The organism is Pantoea sp. X-Soil-TKNS-1211, assembly GCF_059730495.1.
Genome location: NZ_AP035953.1, coordinates 3828079 through 3849309, shown reverse-complemented (window position 1 = coordinate 3849309; position 21231 = coordinate 3828079). Strand labels below are relative to the sequence as shown.

General features: G+C 56.6%; 18 protein-coding genes. 7 read left to right on the top strand and 11 right to left on the bottom strand.

Features of this window, described 5'->3' with window-relative positions; all coding sequences use genetic code 11:
* Positions 1-3: 3 nt before the first annotated feature.
* Positions 4-1494 (top strand): UxaA family hydrolase, encoded by a 1491-nt coding sequence (locus tag AC6I8W_RS18060; protein ID WP_497836124.1) that lies wholly within the window; start codon positions 4-6, stop codon positions 1492-1494.
* Between the two features lie 69 nt (positions 1495-1563).
* Here the strand turns inward: AC6I8W_RS18060 and sstT are convergent, their stop codons facing one another.
* The 3 genes from sstT to AC6I8W_RS18045 all read right to left on the bottom strand — a co-directional run bounded on the left by sstT (position 1564) and on the right by AC6I8W_RS18045 (position 5368).
* Entirely contained in the window at positions 1564-2799 is a 1236-nt protein-coding gene (sstT, locus tag AC6I8W_RS18055; protein WP_497836123.1) for a serine/threonine transporter SstT, read from the bottom strand.
* Between the two features lie 232 nt (positions 2800-3031).
* Positions 3032-4003, bottom strand: coding sequence for a TerC family protein (locus AC6I8W_RS18050; protein ID WP_480366062.1), 972 nt, complete (start codon positions 4001-4003; stop codon positions 3032-3034).
* A 369-nt stretch (positions 4004-4372) separates the two neighbouring features.
* The gene (locus tag AC6I8W_RS18045) at positions 4373-5368 is read right to left on the bottom strand and encodes a Gfo/Idh/MocA family protein (protein WP_497836122.1); all 996 of its coding nucleotides are present in this window, start codon (positions 5366-5368) and stop codon (positions 4373-4375) included.
* Between the two features lie 151 nt (positions 5369-5519).
* On the opposite strand from AC6I8W_RS18045, the gene AC6I8W_RS18040 reads away from it, so the two are divergent.
* Positions 5520-7208, top strand: coding sequence for a chloride channel protein (locus tag AC6I8W_RS18040; RefSeq protein WP_497836121.1), 1689 nt, complete (start codon positions 5520-5522; stop codon positions 7206-7208).
* Positions 7209-7250: 42 nt separating this feature from the next.
* On the opposite strand, the gene AC6I8W_RS18035 is transcribed toward AC6I8W_RS18040, so the two are convergent.
* The 6 genes from AC6I8W_RS18035 to AC6I8W_RS18010 form a co-directional block, all read right to left on the bottom strand.
* A complete protein-coding gene (locus AC6I8W_RS18035; RefSeq protein ID WP_497836120.1) occupies positions 7251-7631 on the bottom strand; it encodes a Rid family hydrolase in 381 nt (126 codons plus the stop codon).
* 36 nt (positions 7632-7667) lie between these two features.
* Positions 7668-9026 (bottom strand): MFS transporter, encoded by a 1359-nt coding sequence (locus AC6I8W_RS18030; RefSeq protein WP_497836119.1) that lies wholly within the window; start codon positions 9024-9026, stop codon positions 7668-7670.
* 50 nt (positions 9027-9076) lie between these two features.
* The gene (locus tag AC6I8W_RS18025; RefSeq protein WP_497836118.1) at positions 9077-9772 is read right to left on the bottom strand and encodes an SDR family NAD(P)-dependent oxidoreductase; all 696 of its coding nucleotides are present in this window, start codon (positions 9770-9772) and stop codon (positions 9077-9079) included.
* Positions 9773-9785: 13 nt separating this feature from the next.
* Entirely contained in the window at positions 9786-11075 is a 1290-nt protein-coding gene (locus AC6I8W_RS18020) for a flavin-containing monooxygenase (RefSeq protein WP_497836117.1), read from the bottom strand.
* Positions 11076-11206: 131 nt separating this feature from the next.
* Positions 11207-12130, bottom strand: a complete 924-nt coding sequence (locus tag AC6I8W_RS18015) for a LysR family transcriptional regulator (RefSeq protein ID WP_497836116.1) — start codon at positions 12128-12130, stop codon at positions 11207-11209.
* 72 nt (positions 12131-12202) lie between these two features.
* Positions 12203-12703: a M48 metallopeptidase family protein gene (locus AC6I8W_RS18010; protein ID WP_480366056.1), complete on the bottom strand. Its 501-nt coding sequence runs from the start codon at positions 12701-12703 to the stop codon at positions 12203-12205.
* A gap of 81 nt (positions 12704-12784) precedes the next feature.
* Here AC6I8W_RS18010 and rlmG point away from each other — a divergent pair, with 81 nt between their 5' ends.
* Complete coding sequence (rlmG, locus tag AC6I8W_RS18005) at positions 12785-13903, top strand: 23S rRNA (guanine(1835)-N(2))-methyltransferase RlmG (protein ID WP_497836115.1); 1119 nt, start codon at positions 12785-12787, stop codon at positions 13901-13903.
* Here rlmG and AC6I8W_RS18000 read toward each other — a convergent pair whose 3' ends face one another.
* Entirely contained in the window at positions 13904-15907 is a 2004-nt protein-coding gene (locus AC6I8W_RS18000) for a 2,4-dienoyl-CoA reductase FMN-binding domain-containing protein (protein ID WP_497836114.1), read from the bottom strand.
* A 309-nt stretch (positions 15908-16216) separates the two neighbouring features.
* Between AC6I8W_RS18000 and idnD the strand changes: the two genes are divergently transcribed.
* From idnD to idnR, 4 genes are all read left to right on the top strand, one after another.
* Positions 16217-17248, top strand: a complete 1032-nt coding sequence (gene idnD, locus AC6I8W_RS17995; protein WP_497836113.1) for an L-idonate 5-dehydrogenase — start codon at positions 16217-16219, stop codon at positions 17246-17248.
* A 9-nt stretch (positions 17249-17257) separates the two neighbouring features.
* Entirely contained in the window at positions 17258-18022 is a 765-nt protein-coding gene (gene idnO, locus AC6I8W_RS17990; RefSeq protein ID WP_497836112.1) for a gluconate 5-dehydrogenase, read from the top strand.
* Positions 18023-18092: 70 nt separating this feature from the next.
* A complete protein-coding gene (locus tag AC6I8W_RS17985; protein WP_497836111.1) occupies positions 18093-19412 on the top strand; it encodes a gluconate:H+ symporter in 1320 nt (439 codons plus the stop codon).
* Positions 19413-19441: 29 nt separating this feature from the next.
* Positions 19442-20455 carry a DNA-binding transcriptional regulator IdnR gene (idnR, locus tag AC6I8W_RS17980; protein ID WP_497836110.1) on the top strand — a complete coding sequence of 338 codons (1014 nt, stop codon included), beginning with the start codon at positions 19442-19444 and terminating at the stop codon, positions 20453-20455.
* Here the strand turns inward: idnR and AC6I8W_RS17975 are convergent.
* On the bottom strand, positions 20419-21138 hold the full coding sequence (locus tag AC6I8W_RS17975; protein ID WP_497836109.1) for a purine nucleoside phosphorylase YfiH/LACC1 family protein: 720 nt from the start codon (positions 21136-21138) through the stop codon (positions 20419-20421). The two genes, idnR and AC6I8W_RS17975, sit on opposite strands and share 37 nt — an antisense overlap.
* Between the last annotated feature and the right edge of the window lie 93 nt (positions 21139-21231).

The following is a 21231-nucleotide window of genomic DNA, read 5'->3' as shown; positions in this document are numbered from 1 at the left end:
GCTATGCAAGATGCGATAAGAATACATTCACGCGATAACGTCGCTGTGGCGTTGCGCGATTTGGAAGCCAATACCCTCGTTGAAATCGATCACGTCCGTGTTGAGCTGCGTCAGGCCGTGGGGCGCGGTCATAAATTTGCGTTGCAACCGCTGGCGACCGATGCGCTGGTGATCAAATACGGATTGCCGATTGCGCACGCCACGCAGCCGATTGACGCTGGTGAAATCATCCATTCGCAGAACGCGCGCACGAACCTGAGCGATCTCGACGAATATGATTATCAGCCTGATTTTCTTGAACTGCCGCCGCAGGCCGGGGATCGCGACGTGCAGATCTACCGTCGTGCCAGCGGCGAGGTGGGGATTCGCAATGAATTGTGGATCCTGCCAACCGTGGGTTGTGTTAACGGCATTGCTCGCCAGATCCTGCAACGTTTTCTCAAAGAGACGGGCGATGCGGCGGGGATCGATGGCGTGCATCTGTTCAGCCATCCGTTTGGCTGTTCGCAGTTGGGCCAGGACCATGAAAACACCCGCACCATGTTGCAGAATATGGTGCGTCATCCGAATGCCGGCGCGGTGCTGGTGATTGGTCTGGGTTGCGAGAACAATCAGGTGGATGTGTTCCGCGACACCCTTGGCGTGTATGAAAGCGATCGCGTGCAATTTATGGTGTGTCAGCAGCAGGACGATGAAGTGGAGGCCGGACTTGAGCGGCTGCACGCGTTATACAACGTGATGCGTCACGATCAGCGCCAGCCGGGCAAACTCAGCGAGCTGAAGTTTGGTCTGGAGTGTGGCGGTTCGGACGGTTTTTCCGGCATCACGGCGAACCCGATGCTGGGGCGTTTCTCCGATCAGATGATCGCCAATGGCGGCACCACGGTGCTGACCGAAGTGCCGGAGATGTTCGGGGCGGAGCGCATTCTGATGAGCCGCTGCCGCGATGAGGCCACCTTTGATAAAACGGTGGCGATGATTAACGACTTCAAACGCTACTTTATCGACCATCAACAGCCGATTTATGAAAATCCCTCACCGGGCAATAAAGCCGGGGGCATCACCACGCTGGAGGAGAAGTCGCTGGGTTGTACGCAAAAAGCCGGGCAGAGCCAGGTGGTGGATGTGCTGAAATACGGTGAGCGCCTGAAAACGCCAGGCCTTAATCTGCTTAGCGCGCCAGGCAATGATGCCGTTGCCACCAGCGCCTTAGCGGGTGCGGGCTGCCATATGGTGTTGTTCACCACCGGACGCGGCACGCCTTATGGCGGCTTTGTGCCGACGGTGAAAATTGCCACCAATACGCAATTGGCGGAGAAAAAACCGCACTGGATTGATTTCAATGCCGGACGATTGATTGAGGGCATGAGTATGGAGGCGATGCTGGCCGATTTTGTCGAGATGATCGTCGCCATTGCCAACGGCAAGCCTGCGCGCAATGAAGCCAATGACTTCCGTGAACTGGCGATTTTTAAAAGCGGTGTGACGTTGTAAACCCGTAGCGGCGCGATTCATCGCGCGCCTTTTAAATCCCGCGCGATAAATCGCGCCGCTACGGGAAGATTATGCTGCGGTGCGTGTCTCACGCTCTGCTTCGGCCTGACATACCGCCGCGGTGAACAGAATATCGGTTGACGAGTTCAGCGCCGTTTCGGCTGAATCCTGCAACACGCCAATAATAAAGCCCACCGCAACCACCTGCATCGCCAGGTCATTTGGAATGCCAAACATATTACAGGCGACCGGGATCAGCAGCAGTGAACCACCCGCCACCCCGGACGCGCCACAGGCACACAGCGAGGCCACCAGGCTAAGCAGAATCGCCGTCGGCACATCGACAGAAATCCCCAGCGTATGCACTGCTGCCAGCGTCAGCACGGTGATGGTGATTGATGCACCCGCCATGCTGATGGTGGCACCCAGCGGAATTGAGACTGAGTAGGTGTCTTCTTCCAAACCGAGGCGTTTAGCCAGCGCCATATTGACCGGGATATTGGCCGCCGAACTGCGGGTAAAGAAGGCGGTGACGCCACTCTCGCGCAGGCAGGTGAAAACTAACGGATAGGGATTACGGCGGATCTTGCTGAAGACCAGCAGAGGATTCACCACTAAGGCCATCACCAACATACAGCCGATAAGCAACGTTAGTAAGTTGGCATACTCCCACAATGCGGAAAATCCGGTTGAGGCGAGAATCGAGGCGACCAGGCCGAAAATTCCCAAGGGGGCACAACGGATCACGCAACGCACCACCCATGTGGCAGCGTGCGAAGCATCGTTGAGAAAGTCTTTGCTGTTCGGACTGGCATGACGAAACGCCAGCCCGAGTCCGACTGCCCACACCAGAATGCCGATGTAGTTGGCGTTCATCAGAGCATCAATCGGGTTTGCTACCATGCTCATCAGCAGGCCATGTAAAACCTCAGCGATCCCGGACGGTGGGGTGATTTCAGTTTTACCGACATTCAGCGACAACATTTGTGGGAACAAATGGCTGAAAACCACTGCCACCATCGCCGCAAAGAGGGTACTGAGTAGATACAGCATGATAATCGGTCGTATTTTGGTTTTCTGCCCCTGTTGATGGTTAGCAATCGAGGAGATCACCAGCACCAAAACCAATAGTGGTGCCACGGCTTTCAGTGCGCGAACGAACAGCTCACCCAACAGGCCGACCGCCAGCGCGGCATCACGCGAAAACCAGGCCAACGCCACACCGGCAATCAGACCCAGCATAATTTGTTTTACCAGGCTGCCCGCAAACAGCGCGCCCAGACGTCCAATGATGTTTGTTTGCATATCACGATCTTTTTATATGGCGGTAATAAGTTTGCTGCGCGGAGCCACCACGCAGCCCTCGTTTAACGGGCGGAGTATAAGGAAAACATGCGTTGAAGAAAGAGAAAATTCTGTCTTTGTGGTGGTGGTTAGATTTTCGATCTGCTGCTGCTGATAACTGTGATAGCAGTATAAAATGTGACTATTTGTTGTGGCAAAATAAAGCAGGGGCGATTAACGCCCCTGTAGCAGATTATGATGATATCTTCTTCTGGTCGTTTCTGCGGTTTACCCAGGCATTAATCAGCAGTGTTCCCCCCAAAATCACCCCGACCACCGTCAGCGAGACCGCGACCGGGATATGGTAGAACTCGACGATCAGCATCTTGATACCGATAAACACCAGCACAATCGCCAGACCATATTTGAGCATTGAGAAACGCTCGGCCACGTTTGCCAGCAGGAAATACATGGCACGCAGACCGAGGATGGCGAACAGGTTAGAGGTCAGCACAATAAAGGGGTCGGTGGTGACAGCAAAGATCGCCGGGATACTGTCGACAGCGAAGATCACGTCGCTCAGTTCCACCATGATCAACACCAGTAACAGCGGAGTGGCGAACAACACGCCGTTTTTACGCGTGAAGAATTTCTCACCTTCCAGGCTATCGGTCATGCGCAGGTGTTTGCGCAGCCAGCGTACCAGCGGTTTGTCACCCACCGCGTTGTCATCTTCTTCTTTTGCCAGCGCCATTTTCAGACCGGTGAACAGCAGGAAGGCACCGAAGATATACAGAATCCAACTGAACTGTGTAACCAGCCAGCTGCCGCCGAAGATCATGATGGTACGCAGCACGATTGCGCCCAATACGCCGTAGATCAACACGCGACGTTGCAATTGGGCCGGAATAGCGAAGTAGCTGAACAGCATCAACCAGACGAAGACGTTATCCACCGCCAGCGCTTTTTCCAGAATATACCCGGTGAGGAAGGCGAGGGTTTGGGCGGTGGCAACTTCACGTCCGGCGGTGCCATTGAGATACCACCAGAAGGCGGCGCTGAACAGCAGTGAGATGGAAACCCAAACCAGCGACCAGGCAGCCGCTTGTTTGAATGACATCGTTTGTGCGCCGCGTCGTCCCTGAAGAAAGAGATCGATCGCCAGCATGATAAGCACTACGGCGGCAAAGCTGCCCCAGAGTAGTGGCGTACCTACAGATTGCATAAGCGTATCCTGTCCTGAAAATAAAAAAGGCTGAAGTCAGAAGACGTCAGCCGCTTTTTAAAGCATAAGCAAACCTCGCCTTCCGGCAAGGTCTCACTTACAACTCAGAATAGATTCCGCGTTGCCTGATGACCGGATGGGCAAATAGCGCATCGTAATGACGATCAATCAGCTTACAAGTTACTCCCCTTTGCTGTTGCGTAAATTACGTGCTGCAAAGTGAATAAGCAATAAGATGTCGGAAATATTTAGACATATTTACACAACAAGCGACATTTCGCAGCGGCGGGATTTATCGCGCGGATTTTATTAAATCGTTAACTGCCTGAAATACAGCGCGATAAATCGCGCCGCTACGGATACGTGCACTTAATTGGCAGGCGACACTGCATGATCCGCCGGGAACACCACACCGGTCTGACGGCGGATTTCCGTCAGCAGCGCTGCGGTGATGCGCGACGCCTGCAAACCCGGATGCTCTACCTGTCCCTGGCTGACCAGCTGCGCAAAGGTCTCGGCCTCGTACAACATCGAGTTGATGTGCTGCGGCTGCGTCAGGTTCTGGCTCTCGCCGCCACGCGGGGTAAAGCGTAGTTGCTGGCACTCGGAAATTTTCTCAATCACTATCGATCCGGCTTCGCCCTGAATTTCGCTCGGAATCAGGGAGTCGCTGACCTTCGAGTGCAAAATCGTCACATCAAAATCGCCATAGCCCAATACCACCACGCCGTGCGCATCCACGCCGCTTTCCAGCAATGAGGCCTGCGCCGTTACCCGCTGCGGTTCACCCCATAGCGTCACCGCAGCGGCGAGGCAGTAGTAACCAATATCCATGATCGAACCATTCGACCAACGCGGATTAAAGGTATTGGGGTTTTCACCATCGAGATAACGCTGATAACGTGATGAATACTGGCAATAATTAAGTAGCGCTTTGCGCAATTTACCCACCTGCGGCAACGCTTTTTGCAACTGCAAAAAGGTCGGTAAGCTGGCGGTCTTAAAGGCTTCAAACAGCACCACGTTGTTGTCACGTGCGCAGGCGATCATCGCTTCTGCTTCGCGCAGATTCGAGGACAGCGGCTTTTCGCAGATTACATGCTTGCCGTGTGCCATAAACAGCAATGCCTGCTCGCAGTGCAGCGCGTTGGGGCTGGCAAGGTACACGGCTTCAATGGCATCACTGGCGGCCATCTCTTCCAGAGAGGTGAATGTCAGCTTACAAGGATAATCAGCGGCGAAGGCCTCCGCCTGCTGTTGGCTGCGCGAATAGATAGCGCTCAGTTTCATTTTGCCGCTTTCATGCGCGGCGTCGATAAACTGGCGGGTGATCCAGTTGGTTCCCACAATAGCGAAGCGAATCACGTGCGGTTTCTCCGGCAAGGGTAAAACGGCAGAGTAACACGCGGACCCGGTGGCGTAATTAGCAAACGCAGGCGAAATTTGATCCTGAGATCCGCATTCCAATATGATGATGCAGCTACGATTTTTAACCCGGAAAGAAGAGGATGCGCGGGTGAGCGGAAGTAAACATGCCCTGAACTGGACCACATTGCTGATTGCTATCCCCGTAGGATGTGCGGCCTCGCTGGTCACGCTGGCTTTTCGCGGTGTGATCGACCTGATTAACCGTCTGCTATTCAACAGTGATAGCGAAATCACCGTCGCGATGCATGTCTGGCCGTGGATCTTCTGGCCGCTGCTGGTTGGTGCGGGTGGTTTGCTGGCCGGGTGGTTTTTACGTTATGCCGTGACCATTGAGCAGCAGGAAACGGTAAAAACCGATTATCTGGAGGTGATCAACGCCCGGCTGGATGCGGTGCCGACCAAAACGTCGCTGTTTCGCGCCCTGTCATCGATTGCCAGTATCGGCAGTGGTGCCTCAATCGGTAAAGAAGGGCCGATGGTGCAGCTCTCGGCCTTGTGCGGCAGCCTGATTGGGCGCTGGTTGCCAAAATCGCTCGGCCTGCGTAACAGCGATATTGTGGCGATGGCCGCTGCTGCCGGACTCTCATCGGTGTATCATGCGCCGCTCGCCTCAGCCATTTTTGTCGCGGAGATTGCCTTTGGTATTTCGGCGTTGCAGCGTCTGATCCCGCTGGTGATCGCGTCGGCGGTGGCGGTGATGACCATGTGGTCGCTGGGGTTCCGCAGCGCGCTCTATCCACTCGCCGACGTCACTTTCCAGATGGATATCACCAGTCTGCTGCTGACGGTGGTGATTGGGCTGGCATCCGGGCTGGCCGGTTGGCTGCTGATCAAACTGATAGCACGCAGTAAAGCGCTGTTCGGACGGGTGCGTTCGCTACCGCTACGTCTGGGGGCTGGAGGGTTAGCGGTGGGCTTTCTGGCGTTGATCTCCACCGATATTCTGGGTAACGGCTATGAAGTGATTGTCAAAATCATCGACGGTCATTATCTGCTGGGCGGCCTACTGGTGCTGTTGGTGTTAAAAACCCTGGCGACCACGCTTTCGGTCGGTTCCAATGCGGTAGGCGGGTTGTTCACCCCTTCATTATTGATTGGCGCGCTGCTGGGGGCGCTGCTGGCAAGCCTCGGGGCGCTACTGCATCTGCCGGTGGGTGATACGCTGTTATACGCGGCGGTCGGTATGGCGGCGGTGCTGGCGGCCGTCAGCCAGGCACCGTTGATGGCGATGTTGATGGTGCTGGAGATGACGCTTAACAGCAGCCTGTTGTTCCCGCTAATGATTGCTTCGGTGCTGGCCTCTATGCTGGTGTACCGTCTGCAATCCGCCAGCACCTATCCGGTGGTCAGCGGGCATCTGAGCCGCTCCGAAGCCAAATATGATTTCGACAATATGCGTGTCGATCAACTGATCATCCCCGGTGCCGCTTTGCAGCCGGAGGAATCAGTGGGGCAGGCGTTGGCGGTCAGCTCGTTGAAGCGTGAGCGTTATGTTTATGTCATCAACGCCAGCGGCCAGTTTCTTGGGGTAGTGTCGATTCACGATATTGCGCGCAAAGTACTGGCGGAAGAGATAACCCTGCATTCCCCCGTCAGTACGGTGATGGACAGCAATTTTCCGTGTATTTATCAGAACCAAAGCATGCGTGAAGGCTGGGAGGCGTTTGCCCGTGTGACGCTGGAGCGTTTGCCGGTGTTGAATAACCCGCAGGAGCGTCGCTTCCTTGGCGCACTGACTAAAACCAGTTTGATTCAGAAGGCGCAGGAGTTTTTGTAATCCCGTCAGGAGCAGCGCCCACCACGGGGCGCTGCTGGTGGTTTAACGAATGGCGTAAGTTTCGATCTCTACCCGTTGCCAGGTTCGCAGCATCGAATCCACCTGTACGATGGTGCTGGCCGGACGGATGGTGCCAAAGGTTTCAAGATGCGCCTTAGCCACCTTTTCTGCATCGTTGATGTCACGCACATACACCACGGTACGTACCACATCCTCCATTTCCATATCCGCCTGTTGAATCACGCTGGCGATAGTGTTCAGGATCGATTTTGTTTGCTCGTAAGCGTCGGCTTTTTCAAAGTCGGGTGTGGCGCAGGTACCCGAAATATGCAGCTGGTTGTCGGCTTTGACCGCCCGTGAGTAACCAAAAACAGACTCATAGGCACCGCCGGAAGAGATTTTTACTTTGGTGGTCAGGCTCATTTTATGCTCCATAGATACACAGGTGATAAAGAGGGATCAGGACGGCAACGCTTTGCCGGTAAGGTCCTGCATTTTCCACAGCGCCAGCAAACCCAGCACTGCACCGCCCATCAGGTAAAACGCCGGGATTAGCGTGATACCGGTTTTTTCGATCAGCCAGGTATTCACCAGCGGCGCAGTGCCACCGAGCAGTGAAACCGACAAGTTGTAGCTAATGGCGAAGCAGCTGTAGCGGACGGTGGTGCCGAACAGCGAGGTCAGGGTGGCGGGGATAGTACCCTCGAAGAACAACATGCCGAGAATCAACACCGCCATACCGATAACTATGGCGGCCAGGCCGTGACTTTGAATGGCCCAGAAAACGGGGATCGCAGAAAGGATGATCAGCACACAGCCAGTGATGAGCATGCGCTTTCTGCCAACCCGGTCACCCAGCATGCCGAACAACGGGATAAACAGCAGCAACGCCAGGGTAGCAATCAGCGACAGCCGGGCACTGAACTCCGCGGATTTCCCCATAAAGCTCACCAGGTAGCTTGGGAGATAACCCAGCACGATGTAGTAGTTGATATTGAAGGTAGCGACCAGGCCGGCGCAGCGCAGCAGTTGCGGCCACTCTTTGAGGAATAACGTCCAGCGCGCCGGTGCTTGTGTTGCGGACCGGGCTTTACCGGCCTGCATTTCTCGAAATACCGGGGTTTCCTCGACGCGCAAGCGGATAAACAGCGCCACAATGCCCAGCAACCCGGCAATCACGAACGGCACCCGCCAACCCCAGGCGACCATGGTGTCATTGCCTAATGCATTGCTGATCACATTGACGATAATCCCGCCCACCAGAAAGCCGGAAATGTTGCCGAACTCCAGCCAACTGGTGAAAAAAGTACGGCGTTTATCCGGGCTATGTTCGGCGATAAAAATGCAGGAACCACCATATTCACCGCCGGTGGAAAGCCCCTGCAACATGCGCATCAGCACCAGTAAAATCGGGGCGGCGATGCCAATGCTGTGATAACCGGGGATTAGCGCGATGCAAAGGGTGGCAATCGACATCAGGCTGATGCTGGCCACCAGCGCGGTACGGCGGCCATATTTATCGCCAATCGGGCCAAACAGAAAGCCCCCTAACGGCCGGATGACAAATCCGGCGGCAAACGCCGCATAAATGGCGATCAACTCGTTGTAGCTGTTGCTGGTGGGGAAGAAAACTTTTGCCATCGTCATCGCCATCGAGGAATAGATGGCGAAATCGAACCACTCCACCATATTCCCCAGTGTGACGCCGGTGACTGCGCGGGTTAAATTACCGTCGCGCGCCATGTGACGCGATGTTGGTCGCTCCTTTACATAGCGAACTGCTCCCTGAAGTGCTGGATTTATTGTTTGTTGTTTCATTGTCTTACCCTGTCTGTTTGAAGTGGAGTACGACGCCTGTGAAAAAATGCTTAACGCATATAACTGCCCCCGGAGATGACCAGGGTTTCGCCAGTGATATAGCCCGGTTGTGAACTGAAGGCCCACACCCAGTCGGCGATCTCTCCGACACTGGCCGCGCGCTGCATCGGCACGGCTTTAACACCTTCATGAATTCGTCCGCTTTTCAGCGTGCCTTCGGTCTCGACCCAGCCGGGGGCGATGGCGTTTACCACAATTTTTTTGCCAACCAGTTCAATCGCCAGCGATTTCACCAGCGATACCACTGCGGCTTTCGAGGCGCTGTACAACAGCTGACCCGGCGAGACGGCAAAGGCATCGACCGAGGCAAACATCAACAACGCGCCACCCTGTTCGCTGATAAATTCACTGGCGACTTTGGCGGTGTTAACGCTCCCCAGCACGTTGACGTCGAAGATCTGGCGATAGAGCGCATCGTTGCTGCTCTCCAGCGTGGAAACCGGAAAAATCCCCGCAGCGTTGATCAGCGCGCTAACGCGACGGCCCTGGAGCGCCCCGGCTACCGCGTCGCGTAACGCGCTGTAGCTGGTGATATCGGCCACCACCGGTGTGATGCCGGGTTGTGGCGGCATTTCGCTGCGATCGATGGCGATCACCGTCCAGCCTTCGCGCTGAAACTTCTCCATCACGGCTTTGCCCATCCCGGAGGCGGCACCGGTGACCAGGGCAACAGGTTGTGTGTTCATGGTTTTTCTCCCGTCAGGCGGTTAAGGAAGCGTTGTGCAACAGGCTGCTATGCATGGTTTCCAGCAGGTCCAGCGTGCGCCAGGTTTCGTCGAGATTGGCTTGCCACAAACGGCGCACGATATCGATACGCGCCTCATGCGGCTGCTGGGCAGCCAGCAGGCTGGCGATGTTGGGGATGCCCTGTTCACGCAGTTGAATCATGCGCGCGATAAGCCGCGTTTGCTGGCAGTAGGTCGGCCATTGTGGGCCGCGTGGGGCAGAAAGCCCGACAAAATACAGGTTCTCCAGCGTGGTCGGCAGGGTCATGGCGGCGGTGCGTAACGGTACGCCATCCCGCCAGTCGAGCAGGGACGCATCGAGGAACGGTAAACGGGTGTGAAAACCGGTGGCCCAAAGAATGCTGTCGTATTCTGTGGCGCTGCCATCGCTGAAATGCACCGTTTTGCCGTCGATATGATCGATTGCCGGGCGCACGCCAATACGGCCATGCTGGATCCAGTACATCAGCAGGGTGTTGACCACCGGTGGCTGTTGTTCCAGATCCCAGCTTTCTGGTTCCGGCATGCCGGGATAGTTTTCCCAGCGGCCCACTGAGATCATGGTCAGCACCTGGGTGACCGCGTTCTGCATTTCTGGCGGGAGTTGATTCAGGAAAGGAATTTCGGCGCGCGGCACGCCGAGCAGTGCTTTTGGCTGGAACACCTGACCCCGGCGAATCACGATATCGGTGGGCAAGCGATGCTGGGCAGCGTCTACCGCCAGATCGCAGCCGGAGTTACCGCAGCCGACCACCAGCACCTTGCCCTGTAACTGGTCGGTGTTGCGATACTGGCCGGAATGCAGCGAAATGCCACTGAAGTGGCTCGCTTCTGCTGGAAACGCGCAATCCCACAGATGCCCATTGGCGACCAGCACGCCCTGGTAGTGACGTGTCTGTCCATTTACCGTCACCTGCCAGCCCTCACTGCCCGCCTTACTCAGCGGCACAAGGCGTTCTACCGTGCTGTTGAAATGGATCTGCGCTCTGAGTCCGAAGTGGTCGGCGTAGCTGTCAATGTAGTGCCGTACCTGATCGCGGCTGGGATAGACCGGCCACGACTCGGGCATCGGGAAGCCATCAAAACCGGAGCTTTTTTTCGGGGTAATCAGATGCAGAGCATCGTAGTCATGATGCCAGTGACCGCCGAGCTGGCTGCTTTTCTCAAAGCAATCAGCATGGATACCCAGCTCTTGTAAGGTGCGTAACGCCGCCAGACCAGCAGCTCCAGCACCAATCACACAATAGCGCGCCTGTGATGTCATACGTCTCTCCTGCAAAGTTATTGCAACATTGGGGTAACGTGATTGACATAGTTTTAAGCGGCTATTTGCGCGGGATGAATAGGGTTATGATTTTGGTTCATATAGGTTTGCCCTATACCCACCGTTTTCCATCAGCATTCGATATGGCTGTACGCCATCTGCACCTCATGTAAATAACGTCGCATCAGCTGCATCATTTCGCGGGTGGCGGACGAGATCGCGGTATCGGCGCGGTGGATAAAGGCGAACACCTCAAAAGCCGGAGGTTCGATCGGCACCCACTTCAGTTTGTCACTGTAGCCAAGATGATGGAGGATCGGACGCGTAGCGATAAGATCTCCCAATCCCCGCGCCGCCAGTTCCAGCGCCGTGGCCTGGTGCTCCACTTCAATGATCGGCTCCAGCCGCGCGCCAATCTCCTGCGCCCGTTGGTTGAGCAGGCGGCGAATCGGATCGCTGTTATGCCAGGTGGCCTCGCTGAGGATCAACGGGGCATTGAGCAGCGCCTGCATGTCTTTACTGCCTTCCAGCCGTGCGTCGCTGGCCGAGATATAGCCAATTTGCGTGGACCACACTGGTTCACTGATCACCAGGTTTTTGTTGTTCACTGGCAGCATCACCAGGCCCGCTTCGATTTCGCCATCAATCACCGATCGCGCGACCTCTGAGGAGTTGGTGCCGACCAGCCTCATCCGTACCCCTGGATAACGCGCGCGGAACTCACAAATCAAATCGGCGAGAAAATATTGGTAGGCGGAGCTGAAGGTGCCGAACGAGGCGAGACCATCCTTGAGTTGGCGCACCGATTGCACCGCTTCATAGCCGCGTTGTGCCGCCTGGGTGGTGGCGCGAGCATGGGGTTCGAGACGTAGCCCGGCTTCAGTGAGGATCAGACGACGGTTGGTGCGAATAAACAGATGGGTGCCCATCTCGCTTTCCAGCCGCAGAATCTGGTCGGACAGCGACGGCTGCGAGATATGTAACGCCTCAGCCGCTTTCGAGATGGTGCCAAAATCGATAGCGGCAAGAAAATAGTTCAGCTGCTGGAGTGTCATAGCGCCAACTCATTAAGTGAGGGAAATCAGACGCCTCTGAGCATATGCGCTACCACAGGAAAAGCAAACCGGTCAGGCGGCGTTGCCTCGCAGTGCCTGATCGGTCATCCACAGCCGCGTATCGAACTCCAGCTGATGGTAATCCGGTTCCATATGGCAGCAGAGCTGATAGAAGGCTTTGTTGTGATCTTTCTCTTTCAGGTGCGCCAGTTCGTGTACCACGATCATGCGCAGAAAAGGCTCTGGCGCAAGACGGAAAAAGGTGGAGATGCGGATTTCCGCTTTGGCTTTCAGATTGCCGCCCTGCACGCGCGAAATAGCGGTATGCAGGCCAAGGGCATGCTTCATCACCTTGATTTTATTATCCCAGATGACTTTGCTCACCGGCGGTGCGCTGCGCATATAGCGGTTTTTCAGGCTTTGGGTGTAGTCGTACAGCGCCTTGTCACTCACCACATCGTGGGTATCCGGGTAGCGCTGCTGGAGAAAAGCCCCCAGGCGTTGGTGGTCAATCAGCGTCTGGACCTGGGTGAGGATATGTTCAGGGTAGCCCTGTAGGTAGATTAATGACATTGGGATTCCTGACGAAAGACAGTATACTGCGCCCCCTTTTTAGGGCGAAAATCGCGCAAAGTGTACCACGCCGGAGATTCCATGAGCCAACTTGAACTGACCGAACGCACCCTGACACTGCACCGCTTTCCACCGATGCGTGAAGAAAGCCCGTTGCAGGCGTGGGATGCGGCAGATGAATATCTGTTGCAGCAGGCGCTGCCGGACGGTCCGGTGCTGGTGTTTAACGACAGCTTCGGCGCGCTGACCTGTGGATTAAATCCGCGTCAGGTGTGGCACGTCAGCGATTCCTGGCTGAGCCAGCAGGCGGCACGCCAGAATCTGCATCTTAATCAGCAGGATGAAGATCAGGTGACGTTTCTTGATAGCCTGGCGGATCTACCATCGGCCCCAGCGGTGGTGATGATTAAGATCCCCAAAGCGCTGGCGCTGCTGGAGCATCAGCTGCGTGCGCTGCGCGACGTCGTCACCCCAGACACACTGATTCTGGCGGCGGCAAAAGCGAAAGACATTCATAGCTCCACGTTGCAGCTGTTTGAACGCATCCTCGGCGAAAGCAAAACCTCGCTGGCATGGAAAAAAGCGCGTCTGATTTACAGCCGTTACACCGCGCCGAAGCTGCCTGTACAGGCACCAACCACCGTCTGGCCGCTCGACGACACCGATTACCAAATCCACAACCACGCCAACGTATTTTCCCGCAGCTCGCTGGATATTGGCGCGCGCTTTTTTATGCAGCATCTGCCACATGATGTGGAAGGGGAGATCCTCGACCTCGGCTGTGGTAACGGGGTGATTGGCCTGATGGCGCTGGAACAGAACCCGCAGGCCGAGGTGTTGTTCTTTGATGAATCCTATATGGCGGTGGCATCAAGCCGTCTGAACGTTGAAGTTAACCGACCGCAGGATCTGGCGCGTAGCCAGTTCCGCGTCAATAACGCGCTGAGCGGTTTCCCGTCTGATCGCCTGCACGCGGTGCTTTGTAACCCGCCGTTCCATCAGCAGCATGCGGTGACCGACCACCTGGCGTGGCAGATGCTGCGTGATGCCAAACGTTGTCTGCAATATGGCGGCGAGTTGCGTATCGTTGGCAACCGCCACCTCGATTATCACCACAAAATGAAGAAGCTGTTCGGCAACTGCACGCTGGTAGCGTCGAATGCCAAGTTTGTGGTGCTACGCTCGGTCAAACTGCGTTAATCAGAGACTCAGCGCCAGCTCGGTAGCTTGTGCGATGGCGCGGCGGGCATCCAGCTCCTGCGCCACATCGGCTCCGCCGATCAGCCTGACCTTTTTGCCGCGTGCGTTGAGTTGATCCGCCAGTTCGCGCAGCGGTTCCTGACCGGCGCAAATCACCACGTTATCCACCGCCAGAACCAGAGTTTCGTCCTGATGACGCAGGTGCAGACCCTGGTCGTCAATCTTCAGATACTCGACATCACCCCACATAGTTACGCCGTGGGCCTGCAAACTGGCGCGGTGAATCCAGCCGGTGGTGCGCGCCAGACCGGCACCCGGTTTACCCGATTTACGTTGCAGCAACCAGATCTGCCGATCGGCGGGCAGCGGCTGGGGGGCGATCAATCCTCCCCGCGCCTCCAGCGCGCGGTCAACGCCCCAACTTTGATAGAAGTCTTCGTGGTGGCCCGTCTGATGCAGCAGATATTCTGCGGTATCAAAACCGATGCCCCCCGCGCCAATAATCGCCACCCGTTTGCCGACCGGTTTTTTATCGCGCAACACGTCGAGATAACTCAGCACGCAAGGATGGTCGATGCCGGGTAACGTCAGCAGACGCGGCGCGATGCCGGTGGCGACGATCACTTCATCGGCGTCCTCCAGTTGGTCGGCGCTGACGCGGCACTGGGTATGTATCGCCACGCCTGCGGCCTGGAGCTGGTGGCGGAAATAACGCAGCGTTTCACTGAATTCCTCTTTGCCGGGAATCTGACGGGCAATATTGAACTGCCCACCAATCTGCGCCTCGGCTTCGTACAGCGTCACCTGATGACCGCGCTGTGCCGCCTGCAAAGCAAACGCCATCCCCGCCGGTCCTGCGCCTACCACCGCCAGCCGTTTGGGGTGGATGGCGGCGGTCACTGGCATCAGCGTTTCATGGCAGGCACGGGGGTTGACCAGGCAGGAGGTGACTTTGCCGACAAAAATTTGGTCGAGGCAGGCCTGATTGCAGGCGATGCAGGTATTAATCGCCGCGTCATCTCCCGCCAGGGCTTTGCTGACAAAGGCGGCATCGGCGAGAAACGGGCGCGCCATTGACACCATATCCGCAATGCCGTCACGTAACAGCTCGGCCGCCACCGCCGGATGGTTGATGCGGTTGGTGGCGATTACCGGGACGGAGACTCGCTCGCGCAGGTGTTTGGTCACCCAGGCAAATCCGGCACGTGGCACGCAGGTGGCGATGGTCGGAATACGCGCCTCGTGCCAGCCAATGCCACTGTTAAACAGCGTAACGCCACACTGCTCCAGCTTCTCCGCCAGATCCAGCGTCTCATGCAGCGTGCTGCCGTTATACACCAGATCGAGCATCGAGATGCGGAAGATAATAATGAAATCGTTACCGACTGCTTCACGTACGGCATGCGTCACTGCCAACGCGAAACGTTGACGGCGCGCCACATCACCACCCCAGTCATCATCCCGCTGGTTAGTGTGCGCCACCAGAAACTGATTTATCAGGTAGCCTTCGGAACCCATGATTTCGACGCCATCGTAACCGGCCTGCTGGGCCAGTCGCGCACATTGGGCGAAGTCGGCGATGGTTTGCCGAATATCGGCATCGCTCAGGGCCTGAGGCATAAACGGATTGATCGGTGCCTGCAACGGTGAGGGCGCGACCAGATTGCGCTGATAGCTGTAGCGTCCGGCATGCAGGATTTGCAGGGCGATTTTACCGCCAGCGGCATGCACCGCATCGGTGATGGTGCGATGCCAGCCGCACTGGCTTTCCCGGTTAAGAATCGCCCCGCCCTGGGCCACTACCCCTTGTGGATTGGGCGCAATGCCGCCGGTGACAATCAGCGCCACTCCTTCACGTGCGCGTTCTGCATAGAAGGCGGCGAGCCGGGGTGCGCCATCAGCGTGTTCTTCCAGACCAGTGTGCATCGAACCCATCAGAAAGCGGTTTTTAAGTTGGGTAAAGCCTAAATCCAGCGGGGCGAACAGCGCAGGATGCTGAGTCATAATCACTCACTAATTAAGTGGTCGGATGAGTTGACTGTAGCGGGTATTTAGCGCGAAGGAAGAGGGATGTATTCATCCTGTGAGAAACGTCAAAAAAGCGCGATAAATCGCGCCGCTACGGCAAGGTGCTACGCTTGGTAGCGGCGCAATATATTGCGCGATCTCGCCTCCGACGCCGGAGGAGCTTGCCCGTATCACGTTATGCGTAACAGCTTTTCCGTAACATGGTTTTGAGTGATCTTCATCACAGTTTTAGCCCTCGTAACCCGGTTTTATGACCCCCATTGCAACACCACTAATGGGGAAGTTATGAAAATCGAGACGCAATCCTGCGTGATCACCGGAAAACAACAAGTCAGCGTGGCGCAGCAGCAGGTGGATTGGAACGGCAAAGGTACGCTGGTGCGCATTACGCGCGGCGGTATTTGCGGCTCCGACCTGCACTACTACCAGGAAGGGAAAGTCGGCAGCTATGAAGTCAAAATGCCGATGATCCTTGGCCATGAAGTGATTGGTTTGGTGGTGGAGAGTGATGATCCGCACCTGAAGCCGGAGCAGAAAGTGGCGGTTAACCCGTCCAAACCCTGCGGTGAATGCAAATATTGCCGTCGCGAGCAGGAGAACCAGTGCGTCTCGATGCGTTTCTTCGGTAGCGCCATGTATGTGCCGCATGTCGATGGCGGGTTTACCCAGTACAAAGTGGTGGACAGCGCGCAGTGCGTGCCCTTCCCGCAGGACGCGGATGACAGCGTGATGGTGTTTGCCGAGCCGCTGGCGGTGTGCATTCACGCCACCCACCAGGCGGGCGAGCTCACCGGTAAGCATGTGTTTATCTCCGGCGTAGGCCCGATTGGCTGCCTGATTGCCGCAGCGGCCAAAGCGCGTGGCGCGGCCTCGATTGTGTGCAGCGACATCAGCGAACGTTCGCTGGCAATGGCACAGCAGATGGGAGCAACAGAGGTGATCCATGCTGCCAACGGTGACTTCGCCCCGTACCTGGCTGACAAAGGTTACTTTGACGTGTCATTCGAAGCCTCTGGTCATCCTTCTTCGCTGCAACGCTGCCTCGATGTAACCTGCGCCAAAGGCACCCTGGTGCAGGTGGGTATGGGCGGCGCAATCCCCTCGTTCCCGATTATGCAACTGATCGCTAAAGAGATTAACCTGGTGGGTTCCTTCCGCTTTACCCACGAATTCAATACCGCCGTTGAGTGGCTGGCTCAGGGCGTGGTCAACCCACTGCCGCTGTTCAGCTGTGCATATGGCTGGCAGGACATTGATGCGGCGTTGCAGTTTGCCGGCGACAAAACCCGTGCGGCAAAAGTCCAGTTAACATTTTAAGGAGATGCTATGAGTCAGCTATTTTCCCTCGAAGGTAAACGCGTGCTGATCACCGGTTCGGCGCGCGGTATCGGTTTCCTGCTGGCACGCGGCCTGGCGGAAGCGGGTGCTGAAGTGATTGTCAATGCCACCACTCCGGCAGGGGCCGAGCAGGCGGCAGCGCAATTGCGCGACCTCGGTCTGCGCGCGCAGTCGAAAGCTTTTGATGTCACGCAATCGGCACAGGTGCAGCAGGCGGTGGACGAAATCGAAGCCGAGTGGGGCGCCATCGATGTGCTGGTCAATAACGCGGGTATTCAGCGTCGCCGTCCATTCCTCGAATTCCCGGAGCAGGACTGGAATGACGTGATTGCCGTCAACCAGACGGCGGTATTCCTCGTGTCGCAAACCGTGGCGAAGAAGATGGTGGAACGTCAGCAGGGCAAAATCATCAATATCGGTTCGATGCAGAGCGAATTGGGCCGCGACACCATCACCCCGTATGCCGCTTCCAAAGGGGCCGTCACCATGCTGACGCGCGGCATGTGCGTGGAGCTGGCGCGTCACAATATTCAGGTCAACGCCATCGCACCGGGTTACTTCGTCACCGAGATGACCCAGGCGCTGGCAGACGATCCGGCTTTCACCGGCTGGCTCACCAAACGCACCCCGGCGGCGCGCTGGGGCAAGCCTGAAGAACTGATTGGTGCAGCGGTGTTCCTCTCATCTAAAGCGTCCGATTTCGTCAATGGTCACTTGCTGTTCGTCGATGGCGGCATGCGCGTGGCGGTGTAAGGATATTGGCGCATTCCTGCGGGTGCGCCTAAACCTTAATCACCTCTTGTTTCTCTATGGATAATAAAAAATGCCAATAACCATAATCGTTCTGGGCGTGGTTCTCCTGCTGGTTTTAATGATTGTTTTCAAGGTCAACGGCTTTATCGCGTTGGTATTTGTCTCCGCCGTGGTGGGGATAGCTGAAGGGATGACGCCGCTGAATGTGATGGCGTCGATCCAGAAAGGTATCGGCTCCACGCTGGGCGGACTGGCGATGATCCTCGGCTTCGGTGCCATGCTTGGGCGGCTGGTGTCGGACACCGGGGCCGCGCAACGGGTCGCGACCACGTTGATTGCCGCCTTCGGTAAGGAGCGGCTGCAATGGGCGCTGGTGGTCACCGGGCTGATTGTTGGCCTGGCGATGTTCTATGAAGTGGGCTTTGTACTGCTGCTGCCACTGGTGTTCACCATCGTCGCTGCTGCCGGTTTGCCGTTGTTGTATGTCGGTGTGCCGATGGTCGCTGCGTTGTCGGTCACGCACTGCTTCCTGCCGCCGCATCCCGGTCCGACCGCCATCGCGACCATTTTCGGCGCTAACCTCGGCACCACGCTGCTGTATGGCATGATCATCACCATCCCGACGGTGATCGTCGCCGGCCCCATCTTCTCGAAGTTCCTCAAGAGCTTTGAAAAGTCGCCGCCGGAAGGACTGTATAACCCGAAAATCTTTACGGAGGAGGAGATGCCGGGTTTCGGGATCAGTATCTTCGCCGCTGTGATCCCGGTGGTGTTGATGGCGATCGCCGCGGTGTTTGAATTAACCACACCGAAAGAGAATCCGCTGCGTCAATTCTTTGAATTTATCGGCAACCCGGCGGTGGCACTGTTTATCGCCGTGGTGATTGCGGTCTTCACCCTTGGCCTGCGCAATGGGCGCAAGATGGAGCAGGTGATGGATATGTGTGGTGAGTCGATTGCCGCCATTGCCATGATCATCTTTATCATTGCCGGTGGCGGTGCCTTCAAACAGGTGCTGGTCGATAGCGGCGTGGGTAACTATATCGCCGATATGATGAAAGGCTCCTCGCTGTCTCCGCTGTTGATGTGCTGGACGGTCGCCGCGATGCTACGTGTGGCACTCGGTTCCGCCACGGTGGCGGCGATCACTACGGCGGGTATCGTGACGCCGATCATTGCGGCGACCCATGCCGATCCCGCGTTGATGGTGCTGGCTGTCGGATCCGGTAGTGTGATCGCCTCGCACGTTAACGATCCCGGCTTCTGGTTGTTCAAAGGGTATTTCAATCTCAGCGTGGTTGAGACCCTGAAAACCTGGACGGTGATGGAGACGCTGATTTCGATCCTGGGTCTGGCTGGCGTGTTGATCCTTAACGCGTTGATCCACTGATTCACCATGGCTGCACAGGGAGGTGAGCTATGACGAAAACGTTGCAGGACATTGCCGAGCGGGCAGGCGTCACCCGGATGACCGTCAGCCGCTATCTGCGCACACCGGAGAAGGTCGCCAGCGGCACCGGCGACCGCATCGCGTCTGCGATGGCAGAAATCAATTACACACCCAACCCCCCCAAGGCGGGTCAACCGCCGAGCCGTACCTTGGGCGTCCTGATCCCATCGTTTAAAAATCAGATCTTTGCCGACCTGCTGAGCGGCATTGAACAGGCGACTCGTGCAGGACACTATCAAACGCTGATCGCCAACTACAACTATGATCCACGCAGCGAAGAGGAACAGGTGCGCAACCTGCTTTCCTGGCACATTGACGGCATTATCCTCAGCGATAAACAGCATACGCACCGTACGGTGAAGTATCTGCGCGCGGCAAAGATCCCCATCGTCGAGGTGATGGATACTCAGGGACCCTGCCTGGATATGCAGGTGGGTTACAGCAACTTCAATGCTGGCTACGACATGACGCGCACTTTGCTGGAGCAGGGGCGGCGCTGCATCGTCTATCTCGGCTCGCTGGACGATCGGCGTGATGAGTGTCGTTTCCAGGGGTTTCGTAAGGCGATGCAGGAGCGGAAGTTACGTGCAGCGCGCATCAATCCCCGCGCCCTGTCATCCCAGCGGCTGGGGGCCACTATGCTGGAACAGGCGTTGCGGCTGCATCCTGAACTGGACGCGATCTTTTGTACTCATGACGATCTGTCATTGGGCGCGTTGTTGTGGTGTCAGCGCCGGGGGATTGTGGTGCCGGATGAGATCGCCATCACCGGTTTTCACGGCCTGGAGAGCAGCCGTGAAATGTACCCCAGCCTCGCCAGTGTGGTCACGCCACGCTATGAGATTGGCTACCAGGCGGCAGAGCTACTGCTGAAGAAGATCGCCGATCCGGCGTTGACGGTCGACAGTGTCGATCTTAACTACCAGATTTTTGTCGGCGAAACTCTTCAGTCGCGACAACGGATCCACGAAAAACGCGACTGATAACCGCTGGCAAAATGGGTGTTGTAGCGGTAGCTGGAACCACTTTCGGCCATGCAATAGGTACACATCTCCACCACTTCAATCTGCGCGGCAGGAATGCCACGTTGTTGCAGCAAACCCCGCGCCAGATGCGGCAAGTCAAACCAGATTCCTTGCTGCTGCGCACGCGCCTGGGGACGGATGGCACGCAGATTTTCCGGCTGGGTTTCGGACCAGCTTAAGGGCGGCAAGCCCGGCTGCGCTTGCATCTGATCCACCAAATCTCTGCCCAGCTCGTAGCAGCAGGGACCAATTGCCGGGCCGATGGCGACATGCAGCGTGCTGGTTTGCGCACCCAACGTCAGCAGGCGATCGATGGTGCTGCTCAGCACCCCGGAGAGCGTACCTTTCAACCCAGCATGTACCGCCGCGACCTGATGGCTCTGACTATCGGCAAACAACACCGGCAAACAATCAGCGGTGTAAACCGCCACCGGGCGCGTCCCCTCGCCAATCAGTGCATCAGACTCACAGCTTTTAGGCGGCAGGTTATCTGACGCCATCACCACGGTAGCACTGTGGCGCTGATGACCAAAGGCGGCATCGTCGGGTACCGCGATGCCCGCAGGCTGAAAGGCATACTCCAGCCAGCTCAACGCATCCAGCAGCGCGGAACGAGGAACCTGGGGTGGGTGGTGAGCCATAAGTATCTCCTTTATCTTGCCGAACGTTTTGTACTGCCAACAGCGTGAGTTAACTGCTACATTTTTAACGCTTTACCTAAACTGACCGCAATC